The organism is uncultured Lactobacillus sp. (assembly GCF_946477725.1).
GTDB lineage: Bacteria > Bacillota > Bacilli > Lactobacillales > Lactobacillaceae > Lactobacillus.
Window position 1 is genome coordinate 42053 of the sequence record NZ_CAMKZC010000007.1, and the last position, 19914, is coordinate 61966.

At 35.8% G+C, this 19914-nt stretch carries 20 protein-coding genes; 16 read left to right on the top strand and 4 right to left on the bottom strand.

Features of this window, described 5'->3' with window-relative positions:
* The first annotated feature begins 82 nt into the window (after window positions 1-82).
* From Q0R51_RS04625 to Q0R51_RS04655, 7 genes are all read left to right on the top strand, one after another.
* Window positions 83-739: a histidine phosphatase family protein gene (locus Q0R51_RS04625; protein WP_294757061.1), complete on the top strand. Its 657-nt coding sequence runs from the start codon at window positions 83-85 to the stop codon at window positions 737-739.
* Window positions 736-1380 carry a tetratricopeptide repeat protein gene (locus Q0R51_RS04630; RefSeq protein WP_294757062.1) on the top strand — a complete coding sequence of 215 codons (645 nt, stop codon included), beginning with the start codon at window positions 736-738 and terminating at the stop codon, window positions 1378-1380. The genes Q0R51_RS04625 and Q0R51_RS04630 overlap by 4 nt, the downstream gene beginning before the upstream one ends.
* On the top strand, window positions 1377-3752 hold the full coding sequence (locus Q0R51_RS04635; protein ID WP_294757063.1) for an ATP-dependent RecD-like DNA helicase: 2376 nt from the start codon (window positions 1377-1379) through the stop codon (window positions 3750-3752). Before Q0R51_RS04630 ends, Q0R51_RS04635 begins: the two co-directional genes overlap by 4 nt.
* A 9-nt stretch (window positions 3753-3761) precedes the next feature.
* Window positions 3762-4151 carry a DUF1828 domain-containing protein gene (locus tag Q0R51_RS04640; RefSeq protein WP_294757064.1) on the top strand — a complete coding sequence of 130 codons (390 nt, stop codon included), beginning with the start codon at window positions 3762-3764 and terminating at the stop codon, window positions 4149-4151.
* Between the two features lie 95 nt (window positions 4152-4246).
* A complete protein-coding gene (locus Q0R51_RS04645) occupies window positions 4247-4960 on the top strand; it encodes an ABC transporter ATP-binding protein (protein WP_294757065.1) in 714 nt (237 codons plus the stop codon).
* 8 nt (window positions 4961-4968) lie between these two features.
* Window positions 4969-5760 carry an ABC transporter permease gene (locus tag Q0R51_RS04650; RefSeq protein WP_294757067.1) on the top strand — a complete coding sequence of 264 codons (792 nt, stop codon included), beginning with the start codon at window positions 4969-4971 and terminating at the stop codon, window positions 5758-5760.
* An 11-nt stretch (window positions 5761-5771) separates the two neighbouring features.
* Window positions 5772-6317, top strand: a complete 546-nt coding sequence (locus Q0R51_RS04655; protein ID WP_294757069.1) for a GNAT family N-acetyltransferase — start codon at window positions 5772-5774, stop codon at window positions 6315-6317.
* 136 nt (window positions 6318-6453) lie between these two features.
* On the opposite strand, the gene Q0R51_RS04660 is transcribed toward Q0R51_RS04655, so the two are convergent.
* From Q0R51_RS04660 to def, 4 genes are all read right to left on the bottom strand, one after another.
* On the bottom strand, window positions 6454-7404 hold the full coding sequence (locus Q0R51_RS04660; RefSeq protein WP_122026001.1) for a diacylglycerol kinase family protein: 951 nt from the start codon (window positions 7402-7404) through the stop codon (window positions 6454-6456).
* A gap of 45 nt (window positions 7405-7449) precedes the next feature.
* A complete protein-coding gene (locus Q0R51_RS04665) occupies window positions 7450-9129 on the bottom strand; it encodes a ribonuclease J1 (RefSeq protein WP_294757070.1) in 1680 nt (559 codons plus the stop codon).
* 5 nt (window positions 9130-9134) lie between these two features.
* On the bottom strand, window positions 9135-9359 hold the full coding sequence (locus Q0R51_RS04670; RefSeq protein WP_046324764.1) for a DNA-dependent RNA polymerase subunit epsilon: 225 nt from the start codon (window positions 9357-9359) through the stop codon (window positions 9135-9137).
* Window positions 9360-9534: 175 nt separating this feature from the next.
* Window positions 9535-10089: a peptide deformylase gene (gene def / locus Q0R51_RS04675; RefSeq protein ID WP_122026002.1), complete on the bottom strand. Its 555-nt coding sequence runs from the start codon at window positions 10087-10089 to the stop codon at window positions 9535-9537.
* A 254-nt stretch (window positions 10090-10343) separates the two neighbouring features.
* Between def and typA the strand changes: the two genes are divergently transcribed.
* The 9 genes from typA (at window position 10344) to holA (ending at window position 19893) form a co-directional block, all read left to right on the top strand.
* Window positions 10344-12185, top strand: a complete 1842-nt coding sequence (gene typA, locus Q0R51_RS04680) for a translational GTPase TypA (protein ID WP_122037540.1) — start codon at window positions 10344-10346, stop codon at window positions 12183-12185.
* A gap of 101 nt (window positions 12186-12286) precedes the next feature.
* Window positions 12287-13465, top strand: a complete 1179-nt coding sequence (locus Q0R51_RS04685) for an FtsW/RodA/SpoVE family cell cycle protein (protein ID WP_294757075.1) — start codon at window positions 12287-12289, stop codon at window positions 13463-13465.
* A complete protein-coding gene (locus Q0R51_RS04690) occupies window positions 13462-13803 on the top strand; it encodes a YlbG family protein (RefSeq protein WP_198202439.1) in 342 nt (113 codons plus the stop codon). Before Q0R51_RS04685 ends, Q0R51_RS04690 begins: the two co-directional genes overlap by 4 nt.
* Window positions 13800-14348: a 16S rRNA (guanine(966)-N(2))-methyltransferase RsmD gene (gene rsmD / locus Q0R51_RS04695; RefSeq protein WP_294757077.1), complete on the top strand. Its 549-nt coding sequence runs from the start codon at window positions 13800-13802 to the stop codon at window positions 14346-14348. The genes Q0R51_RS04690 and rsmD overlap by 4 nt, the downstream gene beginning before the upstream one ends.
* 6 nt (window positions 14349-14354) lie before the next feature.
* The gene (gene coaD / locus Q0R51_RS04700; protein ID WP_294605271.1) at window positions 14355-14834 is read left to right on the top strand and encodes a pantetheine-phosphate adenylyltransferase; all 480 of its coding nucleotides are present in this window, start codon (window positions 14355-14357) and stop codon (window positions 14832-14834) included.
* On the top strand, window positions 14831-15880 hold the full coding sequence (locus tag Q0R51_RS04705; protein WP_294757079.1) for a SepM family pheromone-processing serine protease: 1050 nt from the start codon (window positions 14831-14833) through the stop codon (window positions 15878-15880). Before coaD ends, Q0R51_RS04705 begins: the two co-directional genes overlap by 4 nt.
* 59 nt (window positions 15881-15939) lie before the next feature.
* Complete coding sequence (locus tag Q0R51_RS04710; protein ID WP_294757081.1) at window positions 15940-16653, top strand: helix-hairpin-helix domain-containing protein; 714 nt, start codon at window positions 15940-15942, stop codon at window positions 16651-16653.
* A 208-nt stretch (window positions 16654-16861) separates the two neighbouring features.
* The gene (locus tag Q0R51_RS04715) at window positions 16862-18910 is read left to right on the top strand and encodes a DNA internalization-related competence protein ComEC/Rec2 (protein ID WP_294757083.1); all 2049 of its coding nucleotides are present in this window, start codon (window positions 16862-16864) and stop codon (window positions 18908-18910) included.
* On the top strand, window positions 18907-19893 hold the full coding sequence (gene holA / locus Q0R51_RS04720; protein WP_294757084.1) for a DNA polymerase III subunit delta: 987 nt from the start codon (window positions 18907-18909) through the stop codon (window positions 19891-19893). Before Q0R51_RS04715 ends, holA begins: the two co-directional genes overlap by 4 nt.
* The last annotated feature ends 21 nt before the right edge of the window (window positions 19894-19914 follow it).

Sequence of the window (19914 nt, forward strand, 5' to 3'; positions counted from 1 at the left end):
TTTTTATTTGTGTTCGTTTTTCTTTTAAACTAATTAAATGATAAACTAGAAAGCAACAGCTATAGAAAAGAGTAATTAATGAATGCAAATTTATTTTGTCAGACATGGGAAAACAGAATGGAATTTACAAAGACGTTTTCAAGGAGCTCACGGTGATTCACCACTTTTACCCCAAAGCTTAATTGATATTCAAAAATTAGGCAGTTTTTTAGCTGGCACTAAATTTGCCGGAATATATTCTAGTCCATTGAAAAGAGCTAAGGCTACAGCGGAGGGTTTAATAAAAACATTGAGCTGTCCATCTGCAATTAAAGTAGATGATCGTCTGCGCGAATTCGATTTAGGAGCAATGGAAGGCCTTACTTTCACCGAAGCTCAAGCCCAGTATCCCAAGCAAGTAACTGACATATGGGATCATCCCGAAAAATATGACGGTCACAGTATAGGTGGAGAAAATTATTCTGAAGTCATTGCTCGCGGACAAAGCTTTGGTCATGATATTGCGCTGAAATGTAAGGCAGATGATAAAGTAATTGCTGTAAGTCACGGAGCGGCCTTAGGAGCAATTATGGGCGGTTTATTAGGCTATCCGTTGTCAGATATCAGACACAACGGTGGCTTAAGCAATACCAGTCTGACGATTTTAGAAACAAAAGATAAAGGCAAGACTTTTAACGCTTTAGTTTGGAACGAAACAGGATTTTTAGGTAGAAAAATGGTGGATTCAGATTCATTATGATAGAGAAAAGAAAATCAACAGGTAATTCCGATATTGTCCAAAAAAAGATACACGAATTAATTACGCAGATTGATGAAAAGCCAGATAATAGTGAAAACTATTTAAAATTGGCAACCTATTTAATAAAACAGGGTAGCAGCGATCAAGCTACGGAGTTATTAGAAAAGGCTAAAAATCTGGTTACTCATCCTCAGGATTTAAATTATGATCTGGCAGTATGCTATTACCTGCAAGGTGAATTTAAAAAGGCCATAAATTTACTTAATCAGATTCCCAACGATGATCTAGTTTTATACCAAAAGGCTCTCGTTTTTTTCAAAATAGGACAAAGGCAAAAAGCACTTGCTTATGCTTTAACCATTAAACGACAAGATGCCAAGGTGTGGGAATTGATAGGAGATATTTGGCTCAGTCTTGGTGAAATCAATGAGGCAGAGTCAAGTTATAAAAAAATCAGGAAAGAGCAAAGGACGGCAAAAGTAAATTTCATGCTTGGAATCACAAGTTTGACTCAAAACCGCCGCAAAGCAGAAAAGTATTTTGCTAAATCCAAAAAACAGGATCCCAAAGTTTTTGCACATGAAGAGCAACAGTATGCTTCTGCACTAAAATTAATAACTAATGCGAGAAAGAAAAAATGACAACTTTTACCGGCAAAATTAACAGAATAGTTTTTGAAAATGACCAGGATCTATATAAGATACTTGATGTCACCATAATTGGTAAACTCGAAAAATACGATCGTGATGAAATTAAGGTTACCGGTAATTTTGGTGACGTTCAAGTTGGCGCAACTTATAGCTTTTCAGGTAGGTTAATTGTTCATAATAAGTTTGGCCTGCAATTTCGCTCTGATAACTATAAACTGGCGTTACCACATGAAAAAGGCAGTTTAATCAGTTACTTAAGTTCAAGTAAATTTCCAGGAATCGGTAAAAAGGCAGCCAGTGCAATAATTTCAGATTTGGGAATAGATGCATTAACAATTTTAAAAGAAAAACCTGAAAAAGTAGCGACTTTGTCATTAACCAAAAAGCAAAAAGACAGTCTGCTAAATGGTGTCAGTTCAATGGATTCTTATTCTGAAACTGTACTAAAATTGGCGCAATTTGGTCTAAATAAAAAAGTAGCTGGCAGACTTTACCAGCTTTATCATGGTGACACTTTAAGCAAATTGGAAGAAGACCCATATGCTTCTATTGCTGAAGTTACGGGTTATGCATTTAAAAGTGCAGACCGAATAGGTAGTAAACTAGGAATTGGTTCTGCAGATCCTAAAAGAGTTAATGGCGCTATTTTTCAGATTTTGCTTGATGAAGTTGCTAAAGAAGGTAATACATACATTAAACTGGAACAGTTGCTAACAGAGGCTGGTAAATTGCTTCAAGTTGATCAATTTGATGTCATAGCTGATTGCGTTAATAATCTCCAGCATCAAGGTAAAGTGGTGGTAATAGGGGAAAATGCAGCGCTGCAGGAAATTTATGAAACTGAAACTGATATTGCCAATGCAATGAAAAATTTGGTGGAAAAAAACCACAAGAGTTCGAATTATAGTGAGAAGGAATTAAACCACGCTATAGCGCAGGCTGAAGTAAAGTTAGAAATAACTTATGATGAAACCCAAAAAGCTGCTATTAAAAATGCTTTAACTAATCCCATTTCAATTTTGACGGGAGGCCCAGGAACAGGAAAAACAACTATCATTAACGGTATACTGTTAGCATTGCGTGATTTAGCTAAAATACCTGCTTCATCCTTGTATAGTACGGATCCGCCTTTTTTGCTGGCAGCACCCACAGGTCGTGCTGCAAAAAGAATGGAAGAAATCACTGGTATTACCGCTAAAACAATCCATCGCTTATTAGGATTGGGAATTGGAGAAAATGATGCAACTGATTTGAACGAATTAAATGGTGAGATTTTAATCATTGATGAAATGTCAATGGTAGATATGTTTTTGTTTAAACAGTTGGTTTATAGCATTAATGAGACTAAACATATTGTTTTCGTAGGAGATAAAGATCAACTGCCTTCTGTTGGTGCAGGAAATGTGTTTGCTGATTTGATTAAATCGCAAGCTTTTCCCACTACAATTCTCAAGCAAATCCACCGTCAAGGTGATGATTCCAGCATTATCACACTTGCTCATGACATTAATATGGGTAAAAATGTCCAAGAATTATTTCAAAAAACCAGCAACTATTCCTTCATTTCTTGTCCACCTCATGAAGTCGCTCACGTAGTTAGTCAAATTGTTGAGCGAGCTTTGGCAAAAGGTTTTAATCCCGATGATATCCAAGTCTTGGGGGCTATGTATCAGGGCGATGGCGGAGTAAATAATTTGAATGATGTAATTCAGGAAATTATGAATCCAGCTAAGCCAAACAGTAAAATTCTGGAAGTGCATGACGAGATTTTTCGTATTGGTGATCGCATTCTACAGCTGCAAAATAATCCGGAAAAAGATATTTATAACGGTCAAATCGGCAAAATTTTAGCAATTGATAACGAGAATTCGCAAAAGTGTATGGTTGCTGACTTCGATGATAGGGAAATTACTTTTAGCAAAAAGGATCTTTTCGATTTAACCAGAGCATATGCAATTACTATTCATAAAGCCCAGGGTTCTGAATTTCCTTTAGTTATCCTTAGTCTGACTATGCAAAATTATGTCATGCTCAAACGTAATTTGTTATATACTGCTGTTACTCGTGCAGAAAAAAATTTGGTTTTAATTGGTGACCCCCGTGCTTATGAAATGGCTTTGAATACTTCTGGTAACGATCGCAAGACTGGCTTAACTAGTAAATTACAAGCGACGTTAAAAGTTGAGCCCAAGGAAACTAAGAAGCAGATTCCAGCTAAAAGCGACCAAGACGTTGTATCAAATTCTGAAGAAATAAGTCCTGAGAAAACGAATTATATTTTGACACCTGAATTGATATACTCAGGGCAGATAGATCCTATGATTGGGATGCAAGATGTCAAGTTAGTAACAAGAGCGGGGTAAAAATTCGCTATGATAGGAAAAAATGCTGATTTGAATGAGTTTAATGATGCTTTACAAATATGGGTTAATAATCATACTCATGTTTTACTGCTGGATCAAAATACCCTGGAAGTTGAAACAATTTATCGAGATTCTTTTAATGAGTCAGTTTATTGTTTTGTAGAAAGAACTGCAAAAGAAAAGTTTATTGTCAGTGATGATGGCCGTTCACTTTTTAAGCTTGATCCTAGTGCAAGTGACGTTGATTTAATAGCAACTATTGGTGATATAGCGATAGCCTCAGAGTTTAATTTTAATCTCCAAAATGGCGTTATCAGTGCTAAAGCTGACAGAGAAAATTTAATCGACACCATTATGCGTTTAGCGCAACTCCAAGTAAATATTTCATATCTTAATTAAAAATTTTTTCAAATACAATTTTTATTGCTTTTTTTAAAATATAATGATTAAATTAGTAATATTATTTTATTTTAATCTGGGGGGGAGCAAAGTCTATGACAATAGTTTTTGATCAGGTAAAGAAAAATTATGGTAAAAAGCCGGTTTTACATGATATTAACATTAAAATCCCTTTGGAACCTACAGTAATTGGTTTGGTAGGGCCTAATGGTGTGGGCAAGTCAACCATGTTAAGACTACTTGCAGGAGTACTAGAACCAACTGAGGGCACGATCAGGAATGATCAAACGAAAGGATCCTATTTTAAGTGGGCCCGCTTGCACACAAGTTTTGTTGCCTCCGGAGAAAGGGGTCTTATGTACAGACTAAATACCCTTGAAAACGGAATGTACTTTTCCTCACTTAAAGGAATTAGTACTAAAAGAACTGAAAATAACATTCGTAAAATGGCGCAAGATTTTAATTTTTCAAATGAGCTTAATACTTTTTTTCAGAACTTGTCCACTGGCTTAAAGAAAAAAGCTGCTATCTTGGTGGGAGCTGCAATGGGAACAGAAGTTTTACTCTTGGATGAACCATCAAATGGTTTGGACATAGCTGCTCAAGAGGATTTAGCCTCTTTTATTCTTGATTTAAAAAATAAGAATGGCAATATTATTTTTATTTCATCGCATGACACTCAGATGCTCTCTGGAGTTGTTGATCATTATCTCTTCTTAAGAGATGGCCAAATAGAGCAAAATATTGAACATAAAATGGCTGAAGATGACCTAATTTCTGAATACCGTGAAATTTATAAGCGAAAGTAGGAAGCAAAATGAAAAAAATCAAAAAGCTATTTAATATTTTTTGGGTACAATTATATTTAGAGCTAAAACTGCAAATGCGCTATGTTAATTCTGCTATCAGTTCGCTTGTTTTATATGCCGGAGCTTTTTTAGTTGTTATCCTTTTCACCAAGCCTGCCGAATTGGGCCAGGCCTATGGTACCAAAAAAGGGGTTTTATTTACTATTGTTGGCTTTTTGTTTTGGAGTATTGGTATTGCCTCATTGGGTGGATGCAGTAATGGGGTGGAGACTGATGAGCGAACTGGTCTGCTTGAGAGTGAAACGCAATCCGTTTTTCCCTTGTGGGTTCTATACTTTATTCAAACTTTGGCAGAAAACTTATTTGTTTGGATTTATCTTTTAATTATAGGCATTGTAGCCTCGTTTTTTTCAATGTTTACAGTAGCGGAATTATTAAAAGCTATATTATTGACGTTTGCTTTTTCCTTAATTTCCAACTTAGGAATGTTTGGCATCGGAATGATTTTTGCCTCTGGTTCTATTAGATTTAAAAGAATGGGTCAGTGGGCTACTATTTTGCAGGCTTTATTGCTCATGTTGTCAAATGTTTATTTACCAGTATATAATGCGTTTCAGGAGATCATTCCCTATGTCGGTGGCATCGAAATAGTGCGGCAAATATTTCTTGGTCATGGAGTTTCATCGTCGAAACTGATGTTATTGATAGTGGTAAATGTAATTTGGTTCTTGTTTGGTATATTGATTTTCAATTATTGTATTAAAAAAGAGCGCAAAAACGGTTCATTTGACGCATTTTAAGTTAGAGAAAGGTGATATTTATTTTAACGTTTAAAAATGTTAAATGGGGAACAAAAAATTATTTTAAAGTAAAAAAATTATATTTAAGTGCATTTCCAAAAAGAGAGCGGTTTCCAATTAGTGGCTTGCTTGCAATGGGTCTGCAAAAAAGAGTAAATTTTCAGGCCGTTTATGACCAAGAAAATTTTATAGGTTTAATTTTCTGGACTTATGCGAAACAAATCATTTATATTGGGTATTTGGCAGTTGATCCAATCTGGCGTGGCAAGGGCTATGGTAGTGAGATTTTAAATCTAATGAAAAGAAACCATCCAGGTCAGGAAATTGTTTTGGACATTGAACTAGTTATTAAAACAGCAAAAAACTACTCTCAAAGGAGCAACAGATTATTATTTTACAAACATAATGGCTTCAAACTAACTCAAAATAATTTAGTCGACGAAGGAGGTCGTTATTCGATTTTAAGCTCAGATAAACACTTTAAAAAGCGTAGTTTAAGTCAGTTGCTTGATCATATGAGTTTTAATTGTTATAAGTATAAAATTGTAAAAAATTAAAAAACTAACGTGCAAAAAAGACTGATATTAAAAAGTGTATATCTTAATTAAGGCAAATGTAGTCAAAAACAAAATACCGAGCATAGCAAATGCGCGGTATTTTTTGTTTTTGCAAGTTTTGGCAAAACTAATTTTTTCAGCGTAAAAGATTAAAACTTGAAACAGAAAAATTAATGTTAAAAATATTACGTTTAATTTCTTCCCCATCTACTTGGGCATATTCTTTTTTTATTGTTGTTACCTTAACTTTATTAGTTTCAAAATAATGAAATTGAGGGTCATTGACATGTGAGCCATCTTTTAGGAGGTTGATAAATAGTTTAATCAATTTGGCTAAGCTAAATTTTTCAACGACCACGGTGTATATTTTATGGCTGTCAATTCTAGCACTGGGTAAAAGGGGAAGACCTCCGCCTAAATAAGGATGATTAGTTGTGGTAACCATGAAAGCATCGTCAAAATGGAATTTTTGACCATTTTTTTCAATATCGACAATAAAAGTATCTTGCTTGGTAACAGTTGCTAAAACATTACAGCCGTAAATTAATTTACCTTCACTAAGATGATTCAGAACCTTTTTCAATTTTGAAATATTACTATTATGGTTGACAAATGCGTCAAAGCCGATGCCAAAGCTATTGGCAAAATAATACTTCTTATTAGGGGCAATATCAGGAAAAATAAAAGTCCCGCAATCTATCCGCTCTGGTTTAAATTCTTGTTGCAAATGATCTATAAGAACTTTCGGATCATTCGTTAAACTAGCAGCACGCGCAAAGTCATTACCTGTTCCTGCAGGTAGGTAGGCAATAGGAGTTTTCGGATTTTGGGATCTTTTAATTCCATTTAGCACCTCATTAAGAGAACCATCACCACCGATTACCAACAAAATTTCCGTAGGCGAGTGCTTTTGGTCACCATATTCTTGTGCAATGTAAATAGCCTCCCCGGCATAAGTGCTTTTTCGCAAGTCAAAGTTAATGTTTTCATTGATTAATAAAGCTGTGGTTTTCTTGAGTGCTTTTTTGGCACGCCCGTTACCAGCTACTTCATTAACCAAAAGATGTATTTTTAATTTGTTATCCATAAAATTTCATTCATTACATAAAAAGCCCTTAAAAAGGGCTTTTCGTTATTTTTTCTCAACTAACATTGGTAAAATCATCGGCCGTCTTTTTGTCTTAGAATATAGAAAATCAGAAAGGTTAGCAATAATGGCATTGCGAATTACACTGTCTTTAGGATGTTCAGTTTTGTCCATTTCGGACTTTATAATGTGATAAATATGCTTTTGCGCCTGATTGATTAATTCAGTAGATTCACGCATATAAACAAAACCACGACTCAAAACATCGGGACCAGCTAAAACGCGTTTGTGCTTGTAATCAACTGTTGCAACCACAACTACCAATCCATCTTCAGATAAGACTTGCCGATCATGAACGACAACATTGCCTACATCGGCTGTGCCAGAGGTATCAACATAGACATCGCCAGCTGGAATATGGCCAGCTATGCGGGAGCCTTCTGGTCCAAAGCAAATGACTTCACCATTTTCCAAAACAAATGTATTTGCGGCCGGAACTCCTGCTGCTTGTGCCAGTTCGGTATGAATGACCTGCATGCGGTATTCACCATGAACAGGAATCATGTACTTAGGTTTTGTTAGGCGAACCATCATCTTTAATTCTTCTTGACCACCGTGTCCTGAAGTATGGACATTATTAATTCGGCCATGAACCACGCTGGCGCCGCCTTCCATTAACTTGTTAATCAAATGATTAACGCTTAATGTGTTGCCAGGTATTGGGTTTGAAGAAAAGATCACTGTATCGCCGGGCTGTAAACTAATTTGTCTGTGGGTTCCATTTGCTATTCTGGAAAGAGCAGCTAAAGGTTCACCTTGTGAGCCGGTACATAAAATCATCACTTGTTCAGCTGGTGTGTGATTTATTTCATTAGCATCTACAATCAGACCATCAGGAACGTTCAAATAGCCTAAATCAATGCCATTTTGCACACCGTTTTCCATACTGCGTCCAAAAATGGCAACTTTACGTCCAGTATCTATTGCTGCCTGGATAGCAGTCGATACGCGGTAAAGATTAGAGGCGAAGGTAGCAAAGATTATGCGACCGTGGATTCCCGTAATAATGTCATGCAGCGATTTAGCCACAAAACGCTCGGACTTAGTAAATTGGGTGACTTCAGCGTTAGTTGAATCGGATAATAGAACTAAAACTCCCTCGTTACCTAATTTAGCCATCTTTTGAAAATCCGGAGCAGGTTGGTTCATTACCGGTGTTAAATCAAATTTGAAGTCTCCTGTAAACACGACCGCACCTAATGGGGTATGAACAGCTATGCCTAAGGTATCCGGAATAGAGTGAGTGGTTCTGAAAAAAGTAACCGTTAGTTTCTTGAATTTAAGAACAGTGTCCTCGTGCTCTTCGTGTAATTCTGTTGTTCGCAAAATGCCGTGTTCTTCAAGCTTGCCCTTAATTAAAGCTAAGGCAAATGGTGTGGCATATACGGGAATTTCCGGAATCTTTTCAAGCAGAAATGGTATTCCGCCAATGTGATCTTCGTGTCCGTGGCTAACAACAAGTGCTTTAATCTTTTTACGATTTTTAACTAAATATGAATAGTCAGAAATGACGTAATTAATACCAAGAAGATCATCTTCAGGGAATTTAATTCCGCAATCCATAATAATAATTTCGTCTTGGTACTGTACACAGTACATATTCTTGCCTATCTCGTGCAACCCCCCGATTGCAACGACGGCTACTTCATTATTTTTTATTCGCACAGATATTACTTCTTACTCTCAAAAGAAGTTAGCTTAAAATCGGCATGCTCCTTTTCATAAGTCAGTGAATTACCGGCTAATTCTTGGATGAGTTCAATATTATAGGGGGTATTTTCCTCAACCATAGTCCTTGCGGCGACCAAATTTTCTGCCTCAAGGTAAAGAGTCTTGGTTGTTTCTCGTCTAGGATTGACAACCTTGTCTTTTTGATACAAAACTTTGTAGATCATATTTGTATTCTCCTTATTCAGTTAATAAAACGTTCTAATTTTGGACAGCATTAAAGCTTCCAATAGCTAGTAAAATTCTACCATACATGCAAAAACAAGTATAGAATCAAGTTTTGCGAGCTTTATTAAAAAAGCCGTCAAAACGACAGCTGACGACATGAATATCTGTGAAAAATTAATAGATGACCACTGTATCTTCATCTAATTTAAAGGGGTCTTGCTTATTGATGCGGTCGTAAAAAAGGTGGCCTCGCAGATGTTCAATTTCATGTGAAGCTACGATTGCAGGATAATCCTTTAGACGAATTGTTTTTTCTTCACCTAAAACAGTGTAATAATGTATTTTCAATTTATCAGGACGGGGCACGTAACCATCAATTACTTTGTCAACGCTTAGACAACCTTCACCTTCACTTAAACAAGCTTGTCTGACAGATTCGGACAAAATTTCCGGGTTAACAAAAGTTTCCTTGAAAACTATTTCATTTTTATCATTTGGTACTAATAATGAGGCCATCTGGACGCTCTCACCAACCTGAGGTGCGGCTAAACCAACGCCAGCACGTAATTGGTGCTTTTTTGCAATTTTAGGATCTTGAGAGTTAATCAGATATTCCATCATTTCTTTTGCTAAATTTTGATAATGTTCGCTTAAAGGAAAAGTTAGTGGTTTGGCTACCTTGCGTAATACCGGATTTCCATCTCGGGTAATATCTTTCATTAAAATCAATTACATTCACTCTTTCATAAAAGTTTATAGTTATATTTGTAACATAAAATAAACTAATTTGTCTGCTTTTTATTCTATACTAAATTTTTAATTTGAAAAAGAGGGATAAACGTTGACCCTTAAACAGTTAGGTGGTAAAATCAATGAGCGTAAATATACAGATATGAAACACTTCGATCAGCATGTTTTTGACGTGCCGCCGAAACTGTGACCACGTCACAGTTTTTTTATTGAGGAGTGGAGGAGGAATACTTTTGTCAGAAAAAAGAAGAAACGATATTAGAAATATAGCTATCATAGCGCACGTTGACCATGGTAAAACTACCTTGGTTAATCAATTATTGAAGCAATCCGACACTCTCCCTGAACATATGGCTCTGGAAGATCGGGCAATGGACTCCAACGATATTGAGCGTGAACGTGGTATTACTATTTTATCTAAAAATACAGCGGTTAAGTATGGTGACACTACCATCAATATTTTGGATACTCCAGGGCATGCCGATTTTGGTGGTGAAGTTGAACGAATCATGCATATGGTCGATGGTGCTTTATTGCTGGTTGATGCTTACGAAGGAACTATGCCGCAAACTCGTTTCGTACTAAAAAAGGCATTAGAGGCTGGAGTTAAGCCCATTGTTGTTATCAATAAAATTGATCGTCCAGGTGCTCGTCCCAAAGAAGTTCTTGACGAAGTTTTGGAATTATTTATTGAACTTGGCGCTAACGATGAACAACTTGATTTTCCAGTAGTATATGCATCTGCCTTGAATGGTACCTCATCCTATGATCCAGATCCTGCTAAGCAGGAAGAAACGATGAATCCTATTTTTGACACTATTATTAAGGCTATTCCTGCGCCTGTTGACAATGCTGATGAGCCTCTGCAGTTCCAAATTACAATGCTTGACTGGGATGATTATGTTGGTCGAATTGGCGTTGGCCGTATTTATCGCGGTAAAGTTAAAGTTGGCGATAATATCACTGTGATGAAGCGTGACGGTTCCACCCAAAACTTTAGGGTTACCAAATTATTTGGTTTCTTCGGTTTGAAGCGTAATGAAATTACTGAAGCTAAAGCAGGGGATATCATTGCCATTAGCGGTATTAACGATATTTTTGTTGGTGAGACTATTGCTTCTGCCGAAAATCCGGAAGCATTGCCACTTCTTAAAATAGATCCGCCAACTTTGCAAATGGATTTTGTTGCCAACGACTCACCATTTTCTGGTCGTGAAGGTGATAAAGTTACGCCTAAGAAGTTAGAGGATCGACTAATAAAGCAAACACGTACCGATGTGTCATTAAGAGTTGAGCCGACTGATCAATTAAACGCCTGGACTGTTTCTGGTCGTGGTGAATTGCACCTTTCAATTTTAGTTGAAGAAATGCGACGGGAAGGCTTTGAATTACAATTATCAAGACCAAAGGTAATTTATCGTGAAATTGACGGCAAAATGTGTGAACCATTTGAAGCTGTCCAGGTTGATACTCCTGATGAATATGTTGGCTCTGTCATTGATTCTCTTTCACAAAGAAAAGGTGAGATGAAGAATATGACTTCAACTGGCAATAATCAAACCCGCTTAGACTTTTTGGTTCCTTCTCGTGGCTTAATTGGTTACAATAATGAATTTATGTCCCAAACCGGTGGCTACGGCATTATGAACCACAGTTTTGATTCATATAAGCCAGTTGTCAAAAATTGGGAACCGGGCCGGCAAAATGGTGCTTTGGTGTCAATTAGCCAGGGCAAATCAACTACATATTCTCTACAAACTGTTGAACAACGTGGTGAATTATTTATTGGTGCTGGAGTAGAAGTTTATGAAGGGATGATTGTTGGCCAATCTTCTCGTGATCGTGATATTGCGGTCAACGTTATTAAAGGTAAGAACTTAACAAACACTCGTGCTGCCGGTAAAGACCATGCCGCTGCAATCAGAACTCCTAAGACCTTAACTCTAGAAGAGGCTATTGAATTTTTAAATGATGATGAATACTGTGAAGTAACTCCTGATTCAATTAGATTAAGAAAGAAAATTCTCAATACTTCAGAAAGACAAAAAGCTGATAAGAAACGTAATAAAAAATAAATAAATGTTTTAGAAGGGCACTCACTAATGAAGTGGTGCTCTTTTTGTTTTATAATGCTTATAATAAAGGTAGATTAAGTTACAGAAGGAGAGGTCGGCTAGTGCGGCAAAAACTTCACCATTTAAATTACAATATTTTCATACCTTATATTCTCTTAGTCGTTTTTGGAATAGTAATGGTTTATTCGGCTAGTTCGGACATATTATTAGTTAATGGCTTTAACCCGGCAATATATGGTATTCGCCAGGCTCTGTATGCCGTCTTTGCCGTTTTTGTCTGCTGTGCTCTGTGCTTTTTCTTAAAACTAGAAATTTTTAAGAGTCGCAAATTTGTTATCTGGTTTTTAGGTCTTAGTTTTTTGCTGCTCATTTACCTAATTCTCTTGAAAATTTTTAAGGGATCTGCCGCAGCTGTAAATGGTTCTGTTGGCTGGATTGATTTAAAGATAATAAAGATTCAACCATTAGAAATTGCCAAACTCTCGCTGATAATTTATTTAGCATATTTTTTAGACCGTCATGATGGAGCTTTTAAAAAAGGCCAAATTATTCATAATTTGTATAGGCCAGCAATCTTAGCTGCTTTTATGATGTTTTTGGTTATACTTGAACCGGATTTTGGCGGTACTGCTATTTTAGCCATGATTGTGATTATCATGTTTTCTGTTTCTGGTGTTCCTGCTAAAAATGCAGTATTATGCTTAATTGGTATTGCAGTTGGAATATATTTGTTTATCTTCCTGGTTATCAAATTGAATCCTGCTTTCTTACAAAATAAGTATCAGTATCACCGTTTTATGTCTTTTCTGCACCCTTTTGAACTTGAGCAAAAGGGTGGTGCGCAGCTAGTTAATTCGTATTATGCTATTCATAATGGTGGTTTGCTCGGGGTAGGATTGGGCAATAGCATGCAAAAACGGGGATATCTTCCGGAACCGTACACAGACTTTATTTTAGCCATAATTGCGGAAGAAATTGGCGTTATTGGTGCTTTAGTCGTAATAAGTCTTATGTTTTATCTGATATGGAGTATCATGGAAGTTGGTATCCATGCCAGTTCTCAATTTAATGCTCTGGTATGTTTTGGAGTTACTACAATTATCTTTATTCAAACTCTGTTTAATGTAGGGGCCGTGCTTGGTCTATTGCCTATAACCGGGGTCACGTTACCTTTTATCTCTTATGGTGGCTCTTCTTTAATTATCTTATCGGCTGCTATTGGGATTGTACTGAATATATCAGCAAATGAACGAATTGAAAAAGAAGGAAGTTTTAAATGAGCATCAAGCAAGACTTAACCAATAAAAATATTAGCCAAAGACTGAGCATTATTGTTTATTTAAATTCAGTCAGCAATCAATATAAGCTAAGGCATTATGGTGATATAGTATATTTTTCTAAAAAATTAGGTTATTGTATTTTATATGTAAATCAAAATGAGATCGAGCAAGTTATGCGGAATCTGAATGCACTTGATTTTGTCGACAGGGTTGAAAAATCAAAATGGGATCAAATAGATCTTTCAAGTGATCATATTGAAAAACAAATTACGGCTTTAGCAGCAGATGCTGAAAGAAAGTTACAAGAACGTCAGGAAAATACAGAACAACTATTATGAGAATTATTTCTGGAAAATATGCTAAAAGAAATTTATTTACTTTAAAGAGTCAAAAGACAAGACCGACTAGTGATAAAGTTAAAGAGTCACTGTTTAATTCATTAGGTCAATCTTTTTCTGGTGGTGAAGTTCTTGATCTATATGGTGGAAGTGGTGCTTTAGCAATAGAAGCCGTTTCGCGGGGTTGTCAGCATGCTGTGATAATAGACATTAATTACCAGGCCGTAGCAATTATTCGCAAAAATGTTGCCTTGACCAAAGAGCCAAACCTTTTCTCTGTATATAAAATGTCCAGTAAAGCCGCCTTGAGTAAATTGGCTGAAGAGCAACAGAAATTTGACTTAGTTTTTTTGGATCCACCATATGCTAAGCAAAAAATTGCGTCTGATATGGCAAAAATGCGTGATTTAGCTTTGCTACATCATGGAGCAATAATAGTAGCTGAAACAGATGATCGGACTGATTTAGCAGCAGTTGCGGGTTTTGAGCTTATTAAAGAAAAGCACCTGGGTAAAACTATTATCCGTTTTTATCGAAAGGAATAAAAAATAATGAGTGTAGCAATTTTTCCGGGCAGTTTTGATCCTGTTACTAATGGACATGTTGATGTTATTGAGCAGGCAGCTGCAATTTTTGATCAAGTTTATGTTGTAGTAATGGTTAATACGGCCAAAAAATATCTTTTTAAAGATAAAGAAAGGCAAAAATTATGTCAGGCTGCTGTTAAAAACTTGCCAAATGTTGAAGTCCTGCTAAAGCCTGATCAGCTGACAGTTAAGGTAGCACGAGATTTACACGCAAATGCCATTGTGCGCGGGGTCAGAAACACGACAGATTTTTTATTTGAACAACAGATTGCAGAAATGAATAGAAAAATGGCAAATGATATTAGTACAGTCTTGCTTTTTACTAAACCGGAAAATAGTTATGTTGCCTCTAGTATTATTAAAGAAATTGCCCAATTTAATGGTGATTTTAATAGTTTCTTGCCCAGCGAGGCTGCAAAGGCTTTAAAGGAAAAATTTTTATGAATACAGTAGAAAAACATGCTAAAAAAAATAGTAAGACACGAAAATGGCTGCTTTTTATTCTAACTATTTTTCTGGTTTTTATTGGGTTGAACTGGCCGACAAATTATTATATTGAAATGCCGGGAAGCGCAGTGCCAGTAGGACAATTTGTGAAAAGTAAGGCTAAGGCTCCCAATAATTTCTATCTTGTTACAGTTAGTGAAACTAGCCAGCCGGCATCTGTCTGGGAATATCTTTTTAGTTATACGCAAAAATATGCCAGTCGCATTCCCAAGTCTGAATTACTGGGTAATTCAAGTAACAGTCAGTATCAGGAACTACAAAATTGGTATATGCAAACAAGTCAGCAAAATGCACTTTATTGTGCGGCTAAAAAGGCAGGCCTTAAGCCTAAACTGCATTATAAAGGCGTATATGTGATGCAGTTGCAAAAGGGTTCCAGTTTTAGAAATAAGTTGCAAATAGGAGATACCGTGTTAGGTGCGAATGGTCATAAATTTCGCTCTACTGAAGAAATGATCAATTACTTTCAAAAGAAAAAGATTGGCTCTGAAGTTGTGATTAATGCTTTGCGTGAACAGAAAAGAATAGATTTTAAAGGCAAAATCGTTAAAGTTGCAGGAACTGGGAAGCCAGGTATTGGCATTCAATTGGTCGAACATTTACAGGTAGAAACCAATCCTCAAGTAACGATTAATGCTGGCGCAATTGGCGGTCCTTCAGCTGGTTTAATGTTTACCTTAACCAGTTACGAAGTCTTTTCAGGTAAACACTTAGCTCCAGGACATAAAATAGCTGGGACTGGAACTATCAGTCCTACTGGCAAAGTTGGCATGATTGGCGGTGTAGATAAAAAAGTAGTAGCTGCTGACAAGGCTGGTGCTGAAGTATTTTTTGCCCCAACTGATACTGCAGGAATGAAAAAAGTCACCAGCAATTATTTATTAGCTAAAAAAACAGCTAAGCAAATTGGAACTAGAATGAAAATTGTTCCTGTTCGTACTTTTGATGATGCTCTCCATTATTTACAACGAAATTATCATTAAATACTAAAAGCCCAAGTTTTTGGGCTTTTTTTGCGTACTTATAAATGGGAGTTGAAAAGATGAACTGGGAAAAAATTAAAGCTCTTATTGAGGAACACAAACAATATTTTTTGATTGGAATGGTTCTTTTAGTCATTGTTCTAGTAGTTTGGTCTAAAAGGCCAAACTCAAATGACACTTTTGACGAATTTGATTATAAAAATGAGAACACTGTGCAAAATAAAAATAAAACCGGCAGTGATTCAAGCAAACAGTTGTCAAATACTGAATCTGTTACCAAAAAAGTAGCTGTAACTAAGCCTAAAGATGTGACCTGTGACATATCAGGCGCGATTAATCACCAAGGCGTCTATACTTTAAAAAGTGGAGCACGTTTAAACGATTTAATTGCGGCCGCAGGGGGAATTAAGAACAATGCGCAACTAAAGAATGTTAATCGAGCATTGATATTGAAAGATCAAGACAAAATTCACATTCCATACAAAGGTGAAAAAATCAAAGCAGAGCAAGTTGTTGAGTCGGTTTCTGCCAATGGTTCTCCTTCTGTATCTGCGGGAGCAAGTGACCAAACTAATGCCGGTAACAAGGTGAATATTAATACTGCAAACGTAAGTCAACTGCAACAACTAAATGGTATTGGTGAGAAAAAGGCTCAGCAAATTATTGCTTACCGTCAAAAAAGCGGAGAATTTAAATCTATTGAAGATTTGATGCAGGTATCAGGAATTGGAGAAAAGACTTTTGCTGCACTTAAAGACCAATTGGAAATTTGATATTTTGCGACCTGGTTTTTTTCTGCTACTGGCCTTATTACTAGTTAATTTAAGTTTTTTGAAATATCAATGTTATACCTTTGTGCAAAAATTTACTTGCTTTTTAATAGCTCTTTATTTAGTTTTTTTACTTTTATGTAAATTTAATTCTTTAAAATGGCAAATTCTTATTATTCTTTTGGCAACTATTCTTGGGTTTCACTCTGACATGAGTAAAACTAATTTTGCACTTAAACCCAATACAGCTATTACCTTTTTTCCAGACAAAATGAAGATTTCCGATGACTGGTTTACGGTTGAAGGGCAGACGGCTGGAAGTAAGATTTTAGTTTCTGGCAAATTGAGTTCAAGTCAGCTAAAGCAATTAAATTATGGCTATAAAGTTATATTACATGATTTGTCTGGTGAGGTTAACCCAATTGAACCAGCTTCGAATTATGGAGAATTTGACCAGCAAAAATATTACCGCAGTAAAAAGATTACTCAGCAAGTTAATTTAACTAGTTTTAAGATCCAAATTAAGAAAGGAGGATTAGCAAATTACCTGCATTACTGGCGTTTTCAGTTAAAGAAATTTTTGCAAAAGTTTCCACCGATTTTGTCTTTTTTTAGTAATGAACTTATATTGGGAGAAAGCCCTGACCAGAAGTTTCAGGCCATACTCAGTAATTATCGTGACCTCGGTGTCATTCATATCTTAAGCATTTCTGGTTTGCATGTTGGTATTTACACGCTAGTAATAAGCACAATGTGCTATTACTGTAAATTAACTGAAAAAGAAACTTTCATTTTTTGTTTGTTGATCTTATTAGTCGGTATTTTTCTAAGTAATGGTCAAGCTGGATTTATTAGAGCGAGTTTAACCTATATCTTGGGGCAAATTTTTTCGTTGCATAAGCTAAAAATTAATAAGGCAGATCTGCTAGGATTAACGGCTGTTTTGCACTTGGCTGTCAATCCTCGGCTTATAATGAATACTGGAGCTCTTTTAAGTTATACTTTAGCCTTGGGCCTTGAAATGACTAAAAGCCTGACTAAGTTTAGACAGTCCTGGGCTTTAAACAATTTGTTATTGCCACTACTTTTATTTCATTTCTTTCAGTTTAATCTGCTAACGGTCTTTTTTAATTTGTTAGTGGTACCATATTTTAACTGGGTTGTTATGCCCTTGACTTTTTTTAATTTAATTATTTTTAACATTAGTCCCCGATGTAGTTATTTCCTTGAAAAGATACTCGAACAAGGTGAGAAAGTAATTGCGAAGGTTTCTAATAGTAAAATTGGTCTTTTAACATTTGGAAAAATTAATTGGTGGCAATGTCTGTTTTTATTACTGTTAACTGCTATATTGTTAATGTTAATAAATGAAAAGTCTAAAAGTCAAAAACTGATCAGACATCTTTTTAAGCTTGCGTTCATTATGTATGGATTAATCTTCTTAACGATTCATTTTCCCCTCAAAGGTCAAGTAACTTTTATTGATGTAGGACAGGGAGATAGTATCTTAATATCTACGCCCATTTTTAGGCGTGTTTATCTCATTGACGTTGGTGGAAAGTTAAATTTTAACGGTAAAAAAATAACCCCGCAGATTAATAAAATCACCGTGCCTTTTTTGAAAGCACAGGGAATAAATAAAATTGACGGAATTTTTATCAGCCATCAGGATGCCGATCACGTAGGGGACTTAAGGCCACTTTTGAGTCAAATACGAGTAAAGAAATTGTATATGGCGGAGGGATTGATCAGAAATCCTTCATTTTGCAAAAGAATAACAGGTCGAATTCAAAAAGGGCAGATTGTACAGCTGTTAGCCGGTGAAACAATAAATGAGCCACCAATTTCCTTTAAAGTTGTATATCCCTTTAAGCCAGGTATTGGTAAAAATGAAGATTCACTTTCGTTATTATTTAAATTAGCAAACAAAAGCTGGCTTTTTACTGGAGACCTGGGCCAAAAAGGGGAACTGGAAATATTGAGCCGTTATCATTTACATGCTGATTATTTTAAGTTAGGACATCATGGAAGTCGAACCGCTTCCAATAAAGAATTTTTGCAAGCTTTGCAACCAGAAAGAGTCTTTATTTCTGCTGGCCGCAAGAATCGCTTTGGGCACCCTCATCCAGAAACTATTGCTACTCTTCGAAGCCAACATATTCCATGGGCTTCGACTCAGGACTGTGGTATGATAACTTGGAACTATGGTGTTTTAATAAAACCCAAATTTAAAAGATTTTTGCCGGTGATTAAAAAATGACATTACTTTCTTTATTTAAAAACTCAAATAAAAAAATTTTGCATACTTTAATTAATGGAAATGATAGTTTTTTAAATGAATATCTTACTAGCTCGTATATACATGATGAGATTTTCGCAGACTATGAAAAAGTATCCGTTGATTGCGAAGCAGAGGGGCTAGACGAATTAATTGCTGATCTTACTGAATCAAGTCTTTTTAGCCAGAAAAAAGTAATAACAATTAAGAACCCTTTTTTCTTAACGTCAAAGGTTTCCAAAAAATATCAAAAGCAGATCACCCAGCTGCAAAATATTTTTGTAAATACTGCAAAACTTGAAGATGTCATAGTTATTGTCGCCTCTTATGAAAAATTAGATCGGCGCAAAAAAATAACGAAGTCCGTCACGCAAAATTTTAACGTTGTTGAGACTCAAGTTCGGCCTTATGATCTGAATAAAGTAATTAAAGCAATTATAACGACCGAGGGCTATCATATTACAAATTCTGCTGCAACATTGTTGCTTGAACGCAGTGACCAAGTTTTAGATATAGTTTTAAGTAATTATAATAAGCTGAAGATGGTAGCTGTTGACAGGAATATCACTACTGAAATAGTTGAAAAGAATGTTGATTTATCACTAGCACAAAATATTTTTGCAATTTTAGATTCAGCTTTAGCCCAAAACTACCAAGAAGCTATTGCGCGGTTAAATAATCAACTTCAAAACGGAAATAATCCAATTCAAATACTTGCGGTTTTTGAAAATCAATTAGAAATGATTTTGATAGTTAAAATACTTAAAGCTAGAGGGAGAAGTGAAGCTGAAATTGTAAGAAAACTTGGTGTTCATCCTTATCGTGTTAAGTTGGCGCTAAAAAATAAGTTAGCAAAAGAAAAAGTAGCACAGTTATTAGAGCAAGCAATTAAGCTGGATTATAAGTATAAAAACGGTCAATATCGAGCCGATAATTTTTTGAAGCTCTTTATTCTTAATGTCTAATTACGTATAAATTTTGGTAAA

Excerpts from the sequence above, each read along its gene's own strand:
- Q0R51_RS04625 (WP_294757061.1), top strand. The coding sequence starts at position 83 with ATGCAAATTTATTTTGTCAGACATGGGAAAACAGAATGGAATTTACAA.
- Q0R51_RS04630 (WP_294757062.1), top strand. The coding sequence starts at position 736 with ATGATAGAGAAAAGAAAATCAACAGGTAATTCCGATATTGTCCAAAAA.
- Q0R51_RS04635 (WP_294757063.1), top strand. The coding sequence starts at position 1,377 with ATGACAACTTTTACCGGCAAAATTAACAGAATAGTTTTTGAAAATGAC.
- Q0R51_RS04640 (WP_294757064.1), top strand. The coding sequence starts at position 3,762 with ATGATAGGAAAAAATGCTGATTTGAATGAGTTTAATGATGCTTTACAA.
- Q0R51_RS04645 (WP_294757065.1), top strand. The coding sequence starts at position 4,247 with ATGACAATAGTTTTTGATCAGGTAAAGAAAAATTATGGTAAAAAGCCG.
- Q0R51_RS04650 (WP_294757067.1), top strand. The coding sequence starts at position 4,969 with ATGAAAAAAATCAAAAAGCTATTTAATATTTTTTGGGTACAATTATAT.
- Q0R51_RS04660 (WP_122026001.1), bottom strand. The coding sequence starts at position 7,404 with ATGGATAACAAATTAAAAATACATCTTTTGGTTAATGAAGTAGCTGGT.
- Q0R51_RS04670 (WP_046324764.1), bottom strand. The coding sequence starts at position 9,359 with ATGATCTACAAAGTTTTGTATCAAAAAGACAAGGTTGTCAATCCTAGA.
- Q0R51_RS04690 (WP_198202439.1), top strand. The coding sequence starts at position 13,462 with ATGAGCATCAAGCAAGACTTAACCAATAAAAATATTAGCCAAAGACTG.
- rsmD (WP_294757077.1), top strand. The coding sequence starts at position 13,800 with ATGAGAATTATTTCTGGAAAATATGCTAAAAGAAATTTATTTACTTTA.
- coaD (WP_294605271.1), top strand. The coding sequence starts at position 14,355 with ATGAGTGTAGCAATTTTTCCGGGCAGTTTTGATCCTGTTACTAATGGA.
- Q0R51_RS04705 (WP_294757079.1), top strand. The coding sequence starts at position 14,831 with ATGAATACAGTAGAAAAACATGCTAAAAAAAATAGTAAGACACGAAAA.
- Q0R51_RS04710 (WP_294757081.1), top strand. The coding sequence starts at position 15,940 with ATGAACTGGGAAAAAATTAAAGCTCTTATTGAGGAACACAAACAATAT.
- Q0R51_RS04715 (WP_294757083.1), top strand. The coding sequence starts at position 16,862 with ATGAGTAAAACTAATTTTGCACTTAAACCCAATACAGCTATTACCTTT.
- holA (WP_294757084.1), top strand. The coding sequence starts at position 18,907 with ATGACATTACTTTCTTTATTTAAAAACTCAAATAAAAAAATTTTGCAT.